At 66.8% G+C, this 12,772-nt stretch carries 11 protein-coding genes; 6 read left to right on the top strand and 5 right to left on the bottom strand.

The window, feature by feature from the left end; genetic code table 11:
* Positions 1-15: 15 nt before the first annotated feature.
* Both ASG07_RS06055 and ASG07_RS06050 read left to right on the top strand, forming a co-directional pair.
* Positions 16-2,655 carry a valine--tRNA ligase gene (locus ASG07_RS06055; protein WP_055843535.1) on the top strand — a complete coding sequence of 880 codons (2,640 nt, stop codon included), beginning with the start codon at positions 16-18 and terminating at the stop codon, positions 2,653-2,655.
* A gap of 306 nt (positions 2,656-2,961) precedes the next feature.
* The gene (locus tag ASG07_RS06050; RefSeq protein WP_082474573.1) at positions 2,962-4,356 is read left to right on the top strand and encodes an MATE family efflux transporter; all 1,395 of its coding nucleotides are present in this window, start codon (positions 2,962-2,964) and stop codon (positions 4,354-4,356) included.
* Here the strand turns inward: ASG07_RS06050 and ASG07_RS06045 are convergent, their stop codons facing one another.
* From ASG07_RS06045 to ASG07_RS06025, 5 genes are all read right to left on the bottom strand, one after another.
* Complete coding sequence (locus ASG07_RS06045) at positions 4,357-5,622, bottom strand: dihydroorotase (protein ID WP_443024593.1); 1,266 nt, start codon at positions 5,620-5,622, stop codon at positions 4,357-4,359. It lies immediately after the preceding gene.
* Positions 5,574-6,557 carry an aspartate carbamoyltransferase catalytic subunit gene (locus tag ASG07_RS06040; RefSeq protein WP_055843971.1) on the bottom strand — a complete coding sequence of 328 codons (984 nt, stop codon included), beginning with the start codon at positions 6,555-6,557 and terminating at the stop codon, positions 5,574-5,576. The genes ASG07_RS06045 and ASG07_RS06040 overlap by 49 nt, the downstream gene beginning before the upstream one ends.
* Positions 6,558-6,635: 78 nt before the next feature.
* A complete protein-coding gene (locus tag ASG07_RS06035; protein WP_055843534.1) occupies positions 6,636-7,268 on the bottom strand; it encodes a PEPxxWA-CTERM sorting domain-containing protein in 633 nt (210 codons plus the stop codon).
* Between the two features lie 102 nt (positions 7,269-7,370).
* Positions 7,371-7,829, bottom strand: coding sequence for a Holliday junction resolvase RuvX (gene ruvX, locus ASG07_RS06030; protein ID WP_055843533.1), 459 nt, complete (start codon positions 7,827-7,829; stop codon positions 7,371-7,373).
* On the bottom strand, positions 7,826-8,935 hold the full coding sequence (locus ASG07_RS06025) for a DUF3089 domain-containing protein (RefSeq protein WP_055843532.1): 1,110 nt from the start codon (positions 8,933-8,935) through the stop codon (positions 7,826-7,828). Before ASG07_RS06025 ends, ruvX begins: the two co-directional genes overlap by 4 nt.
* A 96-nt stretch (positions 8,936-9,031) precedes the next feature.
* Here ASG07_RS06025 and gatC point away from each other — a divergent pair, with 96 nt between their 5' ends.
* From gatC to gatB, 4 genes are all read left to right on the top strand, one after another.
* Complete coding sequence (gene gatC / locus ASG07_RS06020) at positions 9,032-9,319, top strand: Asp-tRNA(Asn)/Glu-tRNA(Gln) amidotransferase subunit GatC (protein ID WP_055843531.1); 288 nt, start codon at positions 9,032-9,034, stop codon at positions 9,317-9,319.
* On the top strand, positions 9,319-10,803 hold the full coding sequence (gene gatA, locus ASG07_RS06015; RefSeq protein WP_055843530.1) for an Asp-tRNA(Asn)/Glu-tRNA(Gln) amidotransferase subunit GatA: 1,485 nt from the start codon (positions 9,319-9,321) through the stop codon (positions 10,801-10,803). The genes gatC and gatA overlap by 1 nt, the downstream gene beginning before the upstream one ends.
* Before the next feature lie 62 nt (positions 10,804-10,865).
* Complete coding sequence (locus tag ASG07_RS06010) at positions 10,866-11,213, top strand: hypothetical protein (protein WP_236694574.1); 348 nt, start codon at positions 10,866-10,868, stop codon at positions 11,211-11,213.
* Positions 11,210-12,682 (top strand): Asp-tRNA(Asn)/Glu-tRNA(Gln) amidotransferase subunit GatB, encoded by a 1,473-nt coding sequence (gatB, locus tag ASG07_RS06005; RefSeq protein WP_055843528.1) that lies wholly within the window; start codon positions 11,210-11,212, stop codon positions 12,680-12,682. Before ASG07_RS06010 ends, gatB begins: the two co-directional genes overlap by 4 nt.
* The last annotated feature ends 90 nt before the right edge of the window (positions 12,683-12,772 follow it).

Raw genomic sequence — 12,772 nt, 5'->3', positions numbered from 1 at the left:
CGCTAAGGGTCCTGCATGACCGAACTTCCCAAGACCTTCGACCCCGCCGCCATCGAACAGCGCTGGTACGCGCATTGGGAAGCGAACGGCCTGTTCCGCCCCGATCGCCCCGGCGCGGAGCCGTGGACGATCGTCAATCCGCCGCCGAATGTCACAGGCAGCCTCCATATCGGCCACGCCCTCGACAACACCTTGCAGGACATCCTGACGCGCCATGCCCGTCTGAAGGGCAAGGATGCGCTGTGGGTGGTCGGCACCGACCACGCCGGCATCGCGACGCAGATGGTGGTCGAACGCCAGATGGCCGCCAACGGCGAAAAGCGCACCGACCTGACGCGTGAGGAGTTCGTCGCGCGCGTGTGGGACTGGAAGGCCGAGTCCGGCGGCCAGATCACGCAGCAGTTGCGCCGTCTCGGCTGTTCGATGGACTGGGCGAACGAGCGGTTCACCATGGATGAGGGCTTTTCCGCCGCCGTCCTGAAGGTGTTCGTCGACCTTCACAAACAGGGGCTGCTCTATCGCGACAAGCGACTGGTGAACTGGGACGCGGGTCTCGGCACCGCGATCAGCGATCTCGAGGTCGAGACGCGCGAGATCCAGGGCAAGTTCTGGCATCTGACCTATCCGTTGGCGGATGGCAGCGACACGATCTCCGTCGCGACGACCCGGCCGGAGACGATGCTCGCCGACATGGCGGTCGCGGTGAACCCGTCCGACGAACGCTATGTGGCGCTGATCGGTCGTCAGGTCCGCCTGCCGATTACCGGCCGGCTGATCCCGATCGTCGCCGACGACCATGCCGATCCTGAGCTGGGCTCGGGCGCGGTCAAGATCACGCCGGGCCATGATTTCAACGACTTCGAGGTCGGACGTCGTGCCGGGATCGAGGCGCGCGACATGCTCAACATGCTCGATGCGCAGGCCCGCATCGTCCAGTGCGGCGGCGTCCCCGACGAGTTGATCGGCCTCGACCGCTTCGACGCCCGCAAGCGAGTGGTCGAGATGCTGGAGCAGGCTGGCGCGCTGGAGCGGGTCGAGGATCGCGTCATCCAGACACCCTACGGCGACCGTTCCGGCGTGGTCATCGAGCCGTGGCTGACCGACCAATGGTATGTCGACGCCAAGACGCTGGCGCAGCCGGCGATCGAGGCGGTCCGCACCGGCGCGATCAAGCTGGTACCGAAGACGTGGGAGAAGACGTTCTTCAACTGGATGGAGAACATCCAGCCGTGGTGCGTCTCGCGGCAATTGTGGTGGGGCCACCGTATCCCGGCGTGGTTCGCCGAGGATGGCCGCATCTTCGTCGCCGAAACTGAAGCCGAAGCGCAGACAGAAGCGGGCGAGGGCGTGACGCTGGTCCGCGATCCCGATGTGCTGGACACATGGTTCTCATCCGCGCTCTGGCCTTTCGCGACACTGGGCTGGCCAGATGCCCAACTCGCTGCCGAGGGAGGTTCGGCGGTGACGCTCGGCGGCCGCTACCCCAACGACGTGCTCATCTCCGGCTTCGACATCCTGTTTTTCTGGGATGCGAGGATGATGATGCAGGGCATTCATTTCATGGGAGATGCGCCCTTCAAGACGCTGTATCTGCACGGCCTTGTCCGCGCTGCGGACGGCGCAAAGATGTCGAAGTCGAAGGGCAACACCGTCGACCCGCTTGGCCTGATCGACACCTATGGTGCGGATGCCTTGCGCTTCTTCATGGCGGCGATGGAAAGCCAGGGCCGCGACATCAAGATGGACGAGAAGCGGGTCGAGGGCTATCGCAACTTCGCGACCAAGCTCTGGAACGCGTGCCGGTTCGCGCAGGCGAACGGCATCGGCGGATCGACCACGCTCGAACCTCCCGCCACCACCCACGCCGTCAACCAGTGGATCGTCGCGGAATGCGTCGCGACGGTGCAGGCGGTGGACCTTGCCCTCGCCGAGCTGCGCTTCGATGCCGCCGCCAATGCGATCTACCAGTTCGTCTGGAGCCGCTTCTGCGACTGGTATCTGGAACTCATCAAAACGAACATCGATGATGAGACCAAGGCCGTAGCCGGTTGGATTCTCGACCAAATTCTTGTGCTGCTGCACCCGTTCATGCCCTTCATCACCGAGGAGCTTTGGCACGGCCTCGCACCCCGCGATCACGACCTGATCGTTGGGCGCTGGCCGATGCCGGACGCGCGCGCGGCGCATCCGGAGGCGGAGCAGGAGATCGACTGGCTGATCCGCCTCGTCGGCGACATCCGCGCCGCCCGCACCGAACTCAACGTGCCGCCGGGCGCACGCCTGCCGCTGCACGTTCGCGACGCGTCAGAACAGACTCTGACTAGGCTGCAGCGCCAGCGTCCGGTGCTCGCGCGCATGGCCCGCGTCGACCTCGCCGAGGGGCAGGGGGGCGGCGGTGCGGCGCAGGTGGTGGTCGAGGAAGCGACCTTCATCCTGCCGCTGGAAGGCGTGATCGACCTCGACGCCGAGCGCTCCCGCCTGACGAAGGCCATCGCCGCCGCGGAGAAGGAGCGCGATGCGCTGAACGGCCGGCTATCGAACGCCAGCTTCATCGAACGCGCCAAGCCCGAGGCGGTGGAGAAGGCGCGGGCCGATCACGCCGACAAGCAGGCCGAAGCGGCGCGATTGCAGGCGGCCTTGGGACGGTTGGGGTAAGGCACCCTTCAGTGCTCCCGGCGGCGCGGGAGCAGGGGAATGTCAGGGGCCGCGTCAGCAACCCACCCCGGCGAATGCCGGCGTCCAGATGCCGTGCATGACGTGCGACCCACGACGCGCATCGGCGCTGGACACCACCCGAGCTGCGCCTCATCGATACGCCGGCTGCGGGAAACGCTGTCCTGCACACCGCGCATCTGCCATCGTCCCGCCCGCTCGCGCCCTGAGCACCGAGACTGATGAGACCTGCGCAAACGAGGCGCATCGGACTAAACTTGGCCTGACCTCACGCGAGCGAACCGATCTATGGCACGGAACGACCTGACCACCGGCCCGATCGCCACGACGTTGATCGCGTTCGCTTTGCCGACGTTGGGATCGAATATCCTCCAGTCGCTGAACGGGTCGATCAACGCGATCTGGGTCGGGCGCTTCCTCGGCGAGGACGCATTGGCGGCGACCTCCAATGCCAACATCATCATGTTCCTGATGTTCGGCGCGGTGTTCGGCTTCGGCATGGCCGCGACGATCCTCGTAGGGCAGGCTTGGGGTCGGGGTGACGTCATGGAGGCACGGCGTGCCTTCGGATCGGCGATCGGGCTCGTGCTGGCGTCTTCGGTGGTGGTGGCTGCGCTGGGCTTCGCCTTCGCCCATCCCATCCTCGTCGCGCTCGCCACGCCGGGGCCGGCGCTGCCGCTGGCGGAAGAGTATCTGCGCGTCATCTTCCTCGGGCTGCCGGCGTCGATGATGCTGGTGCTGACGATGATGGGGCTGCGCGGCACAGGTGACGCAATGACGCCGCTCTGGTTCATGATCCTTGCGGTGATCGTCGATGCCGGTCTCAACCCGCTGCTGATCCTCGGGGTCGGACCGTTTCCACGCATGGGCATCGCCGGTTCCGCCACCGCGACGCTGATCGCCAACGGCATCGCGATCGCCGGTCTGGTCGGGTATATGAGCTGGCGCAAGCTGCCGATCCGCCTGTCGAATACCGACCGCGCCTTCATCAAGCCCGATCCCGCGCTCGTCCGCCTGATCCTGGCCAAGGGCCTGCCGATCGGTGCGCAGATGCTGGTGATCTCGGTTGCCGGCCTCGCGATGGTGGGCCTAGTCAACCGGGAGGGCGTGGCGACCACCGCCGCCTATGGCATTACGCTGCAACTCTGGGGTTACGTGCAGATGCCCGCGCTCGCGATCGGCGCGGCGGTCAGCGCGATGGCGGCGCAGAACATCGGCGCGAATCGCTGGGACCGGGTGTCGCAGATCACGCGCGCCGGCCTGATCTGCAATCTGGCGATGACCGGTGTGCTGGTAGCCGCGGTGATGGGGTTCGACCGCACGACGCTCGGCCTGTTCCTCGCCGCCGATAGTCCGTCGATCCCGATCGGTCAGCACATCGCGCAGATCGCGAGCTGGAGCTTCATCCTGTTCGGTGCGACGATGGTCCTGTTCGGCGTCGTCCGCGCGAACGGCGCGGTCTGGGGACCGCTCGTCATCCTGTTCGTCGCGATGTTCCCCGTGCGGCTCGGCATCGCGCTGTTGGCGCGGCCGGCGCTGGGGGCGAACGCCCTCTGGTGGAGCTTCCCCGTCGGATCGACCGTCACGCTGATCGGTGCGGCGCTCTACTATATCTACGGTCCGTGGCGGCGCGGTCGGTTGTTGCCGGCGGAGGCGCCGCCGGTCGCTCAACCGGCGGAGTAGCTACCGCGCGACGACTTCGCGCCCGCCCTTCCACAGGGTCACGGCGCGCCCCTCGACCGGGAGCCCGTGAAACGGAGTATTTCCAGCCGAAGCAAAGGCTTCGCCGTCGATCCTCCAAGGCGCTCGCTCATCCAAAAGCAGCAAGTCGGCCGGCTGGTTGATGGCCAGCGTGCCGCTGTCCAGCCCCAGCACGCGCGCCGGGTTGGTGGCCAGCATCGCGAACAGCCGCTCCATCGTCACGAGTCCGTCGCGCACCAGTATCAGCCCGAGCGGCAGAAGCGTCTCAGCTCCCGCCATACCCGCCGCGGAGTCGGAGAACGGCAAGCGCTTCGCCTCCGGCCCATGTGGATCATGGCCGGATGACAGCACGTCGATCGTCCCGTCCGCCACCGCGGCAAGGCACGCCTGCCGATCGGCCTCCTCCCTTAAAGGCGGCGAAAGATGCGCGAACGTCCTGAAATCGCTGACGGCAATCGCTGACAGATGCAGGTGCGCAGGCGTGATGCCGCAGGTGACGGCAACGCCGCGCCGCTTCGCCGCCCGCACCAGATCAAGCGCCGCCGCCGTCGTCACCTGACGGATGTGCAGTCTTGCGCCGGTTTCCTCCGCCAGCATCAGGTCCCGCGCCACCGCCAGCGCCTCCGCCACCGCCGGTGCCGCCGCCAGCCCCAGCCGCGTCGCCGTCTCGCCCTCCGTCGCGACGGCATGCTGGGTCAGCGTGCCGTCTTCGGCATGCGCGACGACCGCCATGCCGAGCCCGGCGGCATAGGCCAGCACCCGAGCCATGACCGCCGAGTCGGCGATCCAGCCCCGACCGGTTCCGACCGCCTTCGCCCCCGCTTCGGCGCAGATCGCCATTTCGGCGAGATCCTGCCCCTTCAACTCGCGCGTCGCCGCGACGATCGGGTGAATCCACAGGTCCGGCTTCCCGACCAAGGCCGCGCGCTGCACGATGCCGGGACCATCCAGCACCGGCGACTGGTCGGGCATCAGGCCGACGCGCACGATACCGCCGCGCCGGCACGCCTCGCGATCGACCTTGAACACGCCGAGATCGACGATGCCGGGGGCCAGCAGCCTGCCGCCGCAGTCGACGACCTCCGCACCCTCAGGCACGTCGATGATCCCGACCGCCGCGATCATGCCGTCGCGAACCAGCAGCCCGCCCGTCGCGACGCCGTCCGGCAGGACCAGCCGCGCATTCGTCAATGCCAGCATCACCAGCCCTCCACGCCGCGCGCCCGACGCGTCAGCACGTCGAGGCATGCCATCCGCACCGCGACGCCCATCGCCACCTGTTCGGTGATCGCCGACTGCGGCCCGTCCGCAACCGCCGAGTCGATCTCGATACCGCGGTTCATCGGCCCCGGATGCATCACCAGCGCCCCCGGCACCGCCCGCTCCAGCCGTTGCTCGGTCAGTCCGTAGCGCAGTCGGTATTCGCGGGGGGAGGGGACCAGCGCTCCGTCCATCCGCTCGTTCTGCAATCGCAGCATCATCACCACGTCCGCTCCCTCCAGCGCCGCATCGAAGTCGGTGAACGCGGTCACGCCCATCCGCTCGATCGCTTTTGGCATCAGCGTCGCGGGGGCACAGACGCGGACTTCCGCCGCCAAGGCGGTCAGGCTCAGAATGTTGGATCGTGCGACGCGGCTGTGCAGCACGTCACCGCAGATCACGACGCGCTGGTTGGCGATCGTCCCACGCCGCCGCCGGATCGTCAACGCATCGAGCAGCGCCTGCGTCGGATGCTCGTGCCGGCCGTCGCCCGCGTTCAGTACGGCGCAGTCGACCTTGTCGGCGATCATCTTCACCGCGCCCGAACTCATGTGGCGGATGACGATCACGTCGGCTCGCATCGCGTTCAGCGTCTGCGCCGTATCGATCAGCGTCTCGCCCTTCTTCACGCTCGACTGGGCTGCGTGCATGTTGACGACATCCGCACCCAGCCGCTTGCCCGCGATCTCGAAGCTGAGCAGCGTGCGGGTGCTGTTTTCGAAGAACGCGTTGATCTGGGTCAGGCCGGCGAGCGGCGCCTCGCTCTTGGCATGCGTGCGGTTTGCCTCGACCCAGCGTTCGGCCTCGTCGAGCAGATAGGCGATCTCGTGCGGCTGAAGTCCGTCGATCCCGGTCAGGTGGCGATGCGGAAACACCGCGCCCCCCTGGATCATCGTGGCGGGGCGGTGATCGGAGCGTTGCATCGACGCTCGCGGGTAGCGAAGCCGGGAGCGGCGGGCAAGCCGCCGCTCCCATCGTGTAATCTCGATCTTCGTGCGAGGTCAGGCGATGGCCGCGACGCGGCGGCGACGGCGGAGGCCGGCACCGGTGATGCCGATGCCGGCGATCATCAGTGCCCAGCTCGCCGGTTCCGGCACGGACGAGAGCACGGCGTTCTCCGGCGCGAAATCGCTGATGTCGGCGTTGCCCGTGAAGCCCACGCGCGGCCACAGGTTGAAGCCGTAGCGATCGAATGCGAAGCCCGTGGTCGGCAGCAGTCCGGCGTCGATCCGCGCCATGAAGCTGTCGCCCATGATCGATATGTTGGCGGGGTTCAGCGTCGTCGCACCGATCCGGCCGGTGCCATCCTTGTTGATGACGATCGCCTGATTGAAGATGACGTTACCTTGGCCGATCGACGCGAAAGGGCGGATCGTGCCGGTGCCCGTGTTGACGCCGATGACGTAGAAGCCGGCCGTGCCCGGAACGATCGTGCCAGCCATGCTCGCGCCGAGCAGGAATTGCGCATTGACCGCATCATAGCTGACGGAGAAGCGGGTGACGTCGAGATCGGCGAGTTGCGGACCTGTATAGCTGGTCAGGAAATCGCCCTTCGCATCCATCACCTCCGTCGCGGAGACGGGCGTGGCAGCGAGGGCGATCACGGTCGCCAGTAGCACGTACAGGTTTCTCATCGTCGATTCTCCGTTGGCGAACTTGGGTCCGCAACGGACGTTTAACCATTCGCGAAGGCTGAGATGACTTTCATGTGGGAAACGATCTGTTTCGCGATGCCGCTAGCTGATCGTCAACGCGTCGATCGCACCCTGTAGAATGTACGCGGCCGCGAGATTGTCGATCCGTTCCGCACGCCTGGCGCGGCTCATATCCTGTTCGATCATCGCGCGTTCGACCGCGACCGTGGACCAGCGTTCGTCCCAGAGCAGCACCGGCCCCATGTCCACGACCAGCCGGGCGAAGGAGCGCGATGACTGGCTGCGCGGGCTTTCCGTTCCGTCGAGGTTGAGCGGAAGGCCAATGACGAGGCCGCGGACATTCTGTGCCGCCGCGAGCTCGACGAGTTGCGCCTTGTCCTTGGTGAATTTCGTCCGGCGGATCAGCGTCGCCGGGCTGGCGAAGCTCCAGCCGGCATCGCAAAGCGCGGTGCCGATCGTCTTGGTGCCGACATCCAGCCCCATCAACCGTCCACCGGTCGGCAGTGCCTCCAGAAACGCGGCCGCTTGCGTCGTAATCATCGTGTGAACGCCGCCATCCGGCGGGCGGCATCGGCGCGGACGTTCGCCCAGAACAGGCTGTAATCGTAGACGTGATAGTTGTTGCCGGGCAGCACATAGGGTCCGACATCGGGCCCTTCGCCGATCAACAGGAAACCGCGGCCCTGACATCGCGCCGGCACCTTGCCGGCGACGATGTCTGCGGTGGCGAGATCCTTCGACGGATAGAGTGTGCCCAGATTGGCGCTGGCGGGGGCGGGCACGTCCGGCCGGCCAACGAGGGGGTTGGTGCAGACCATCGGCGTGTTCTGCCGCGCCTGACCGTCGAAACCGCGCGTGCGATCATAGGTGTCGGTAATCAGCGAAGGGTCCGCCGGCTCCGCAAAGGTCAGCCATGACAGGATGCACCCGGCCTGATCCGGCGTGCGACATTCCGTCAGGCCCATCGCCGGCAGATCGGTCACGCGCGACACCGGCCAGCCGACGACATAGGCCGCGACGATCCGGCGGCGCAGGCGGACGTCCTTCGCCACGCGGTCGCGCAACAGCCGCGTCAGGTGCAGCGCGCCCTGGCTGTGACCCGCCAGAATGATCGGCCGGCCCGGCGCGATCTGGCGGAGGAAACTGTCGAAGGCGGCGTCGACATCGCCATAAGCGAGGCTCAGCGCCCGGTCGGCATCCGCCACGCTGGTCAGGAAGGCGCCGAACGTCGCCTGTCGATAGCGGGGGGCCCAGACCTCGCCGACCTCGTTGAACGCGCTGGCCTGTCCCCGGATGAACAGCGCGGCGCGATCGTTGGTCTCGGAATCGGTCGTCGGCGCGTTCCAGTGGTCGCGGCTGACATAGGAGGTGGGATGGATGAAGAACACCGCCGCGCCGCCCGCCTTGCCTCGCGAGCTATACCCGGTGGGCGCCCACAACGCCGGGTTGCCCGGAAGGTCCGGCCGCGCCAGCCACATCGCCTTGTCGTCATAGGCGCGGCTGGCGACGCTCGGCTGCGCGCGGAACGCTTCTCCGGGCACCATCGTCCAGCGGATCAGGTCGTTGCCGTAGAAGCGATAGGCGAACGCCCCCGCGATCACGAGCACGATCAATACTACCATCACGTACAGGAACTTGCGCGCCACCGGCCACTCCACTCTGGGGCTTCGCCCGTGCCCCAGTGGGCGGCGGAGTGCAATTAGCGTTGCGTGGCGGCGATGCGCGATGCTAGCCGCACGGCCATGTCAGTCGATACCGCCACCGTGAAGAAGATCGCGAGCCTCGCCCGCATCGCCATCACCGAAGAAGACGCCGCGCGCGTCGCCCCGGAACTGGACAACATCCTCCACTGGATCGAGCAACTGGGGGAGGTCGACACGTCCGGTGTCGAACCGATGACGGCGGTGATCCCCAACACGCTGCGGCTGCGCGACGATGTCGTGACCACCGGCGGCATCCGCGACGACCTGATGAAGAACGCACCGCAGGCCGAACACGGCTTCTTCGCGGTCCCGAAGGTGATCGAATAATGAGCGACGTGACCGATCTGGGCATCGCCGGCCTGCGTGACGGCGTCCGCGACGGAAGTTTTTCTGCCGTCGAGGTGGCGGAGGCATTCAGTGCGCGTGTCGCGGGCGCGAAGGCGCTGAACGCGTTTCTCGTCGAGACGCCCGATCACGCGCTGGCCGCCGCCCGTGCCGCCGACGCCGCGCGGGCCGCCGGAGAGACGCTCAAGCCGTTGGCCGGCGTGCCGATTGGGATGAAGGACCTGTTCTGCACCGCAGGCGTGCAGACGACCGCGGCCAGCCACATCCTCGAAGGCTTCGTGCCGACTTACGAGTCCACCGTCTCGCAGAACCTGTGGGACGCGGGTGCGGGCATGCTCGGCAAACTGAACATGGATCAGTTCGCGATGGGCTCGTCGAACGAGACGAGCTATTTCGGCAACGTCATCTCGCCGTGGCGGCGCAGCGACGGCGGCAATGCCGCGCTGGCACCCGGCGGTTCGTCCGGTGGCTCGTCCTCTGCGGTCGCCGCGCGACTGTGTCCGGGTGCGACCGGCACCGATACGGGCGGCTCCATCCGGCAGCCGGCGGCGTTCGTCGGGATCAGCGGCATCAAGCCGACCTATGGCCGCTGCTCGCGCTGGGGCACGATCGCCTTCGCCTCGTCGCTGGACCAGGCCGGATCGATGGCGCACGACGTCACCGACTGCGCGATCATGCTGGAGGCGATGGCGGGTTTCGACACCAGGGACGCGACGTCGCTGCAACTGGACGTGCCCCGTTGGGAGGTCAACCTGTCGCCCGACATGAAGGGCAAGCGCGTCGGCGTGCCGAAGGAATACCGCGTCGACGGCATGCCCGCCGAGATCGAGGCGCTGTGGCAGCAGGGCATCGACTGGATGCGCGATGCCGGCGCGGAGATCGTCGAGGTTTCCCTGCCGCACACAAAGTATGCGCTGCCAGCCTATTACATCATCGCGCCTGCGGAGGCTTCGTCGAACCTCGCCCGCTATGACGGGGTGCGCTACGGCCTGCGTGACCTGCCGGACGGCGCGAACCTTCAGGATATGTACGCCGCGACCCGCGCGGACGGTTTCGGCGACGAGGTGAAGCGCCGAATCCTGATCGGCACCTATGTGCTGTCGGCCGGCTTCTACGACGCCTATTACACGCAGGCGCAGAAAGTCCGCGCGCTGATCGCCCGCGATTTCGAGAAGGCGTGGGAGGTGTGCGACGTGCTGCTGACTCCGACCGCCCCCTCGGCGGCGTTCGCACTGGGCGAGAAATCGGCGGACCCGATCGCGATGTACCTGAACGACGTTTTCACGGTGCCGTCGTCGCTGGCGGGGCTGCCGGCGATGAGCGTGCCGGGCGGCCTCGGCAAGGGCGGACTGCCGCTCGGCCTGCAGATCATCGGCAAGCCGCTGGACGAGCAGGGTGTGCTGAACGCGGGCCTTGCGATCGAACAGCGCGCCGGCTTCACCGCGCGCCCCGAGGCATGGTGGTAGGATCACGCGCCTTTGCCGCGCACAACGTCGAAGTGCTGCGAGAGGCGCAGAACGCGCTGAACGTGGCATTCGGCGCGATCCTCAGTGCCTATGTCGGGGTGTCGCTGTCGGAAATCGACAACCATCCGTTCGACCAGCACGTCCTCGCGCGATTCTTCCTGGCTCTGGCGGTGTTCATCCTGGGTTTGTGCGTCGGCAACAGCGTGATCCTGCGCGCCGAATACCGGCTCGGCGCGCTGTTCCTCTGCTTCGCGGCGGCGGCGGCGGTGATCGCCCACCACGAGGCGTACGAGCTGGGCTTCCAACCGGCGATCCTGCGCATCCTCAGCGGCTGTTGGATCATCGCGCTGCTCGGCAGCAATGCGGTGCTCACCGCGATCAACTATCTTCATCATCGGAACCGGACATGAGCGACTATCGTATCCAGGGCGCGACGGGCGAGTGGGAGGTCGTGATCGGCCTGGAAGTCCATGCGCAGGTCACGTCGAACGCCAAGCTGTTCTCCGGTTCCTCGACCACGTTCGGTGCGGAGCCCAACACGCAGGTGTCGCTGGTAGATGCGGCGATGCCCGGGATGCTGCCCGTGCCGAACGCCGAGTGCATCCGGCAGGCGGTCCGTACCGGCATGGCGATCGATGCGCAGATCAATACATGGTCGCGGTTCGACCGGAAGAACTACTTCTACGCCGATCTTCCGCAGGGGTATCAGATCAGCCAGCTCTACCACCCGCTGGTAGGCGAGGGCGCGATCGACATATCGCTGGACGAGAAGAATCCGGACGCGAGCGGCAAGCGGATCGGGGTGGAGCGCATCCACGTCGAACAGGATGCGGGCAAGCTGATGCACGACCAGCATCCGACGCGTTCCTATGTCGACCTCAATCGATCCGGGGTCGCGTTGATGGAGATCGTCAGCCGGCCCGACATGGCGTCTCCGGCGGAGGCGGGGGCGTACCTGCGCAAGCTGCGGTCGATCCTGCGCTACGTCGGGTCGTGCGACGGCAATATGGAAGAAGGGTCGATGCGCGCCGACGTCAACGTCAGCGTGCGCAAGGCGGGCGAGCCTCTCGGCATACGGACGGAAACGAAGAACGTCAATTCGGTCCGCTTCGTCATGGCGGCGATCGAGCATGAGGCGAACCGGCAGGTCGACGTGCTCGAATCGGGTGGCCGCATCATTCAGGAGACGCGGCTGTTCGATCCGGACAAGGGCGTGACGCGGTCGATGCGGTCGAAGGAAGACGCACACGATTATCGCTACTTCCCCGATCCCGACCTGCTGCCGCTGGTACTGGACGATGCGTTCCTCGACGCATGTCGCGCCTCGCTGCCCGAACTGCCCGACGCCAAGCGTCGCCGGTACGAGGCGGCCGGCGTCACCGCCTATAACGCCACGGTATTGACCGCCGAGGTAGAGAGCGCGCGCTGGTTCGATGGTCTGCTGGAGGCGGGGGTGGCGGCTCTGCAGGCGGCGAACTGGACCACGTCGGAACTGTTCGGCGCGCTCAACCGCATGGGCCGTGGATTCGCGGACAGCCCGGTGTCGCCCGTACAGGCCGCGGAGCTGCTCGCACTCGTGGCGGATGGCACGCTGTCCAACAGCCTCGCCAAGCAGGTGTTCGAGATCATGCTGGACACCGGCGACGGTGCCGCCAAGGTGGTCGATGATCGTGGTCTGAAGCAGACCAGCGATACCGGCGCGATCGATGCGGCGATCGCCGCGATCATGACCGCCAATGCCGACAAGGTCGCGGATTACCGCGGTGGCAAGGACAAGCTGTTCGGCTTCTTCGTCGGCCAGACGATGAAGGCGATGGCGGGCAAGGCCAACCCCGGCGTCGTCAATGAGCGGCTAAAGGCAATGCTCGATCAGGGCTGACGGACAACCACGTGAGCGGGATTGCCCACCGCTCACGCCTTGTGTTGAGTGATGTCTGGAACAGGAGCGGCCGTGAACAGCCGCTCCCGT

The organism is Sphingomonas sp. Leaf343, assembly GCF_001423765.1.
Taxonomy (GTDB): domain Bacteria; phylum Pseudomonadota; class Alphaproteobacteria; order Sphingomonadales; family Sphingomonadaceae; genus Sphingomonas.
The sequence above is the reverse complement of the archived record's forward strand: the minus strand, read 5'-3'. Positions and strand labels throughout refer to the sequence as shown.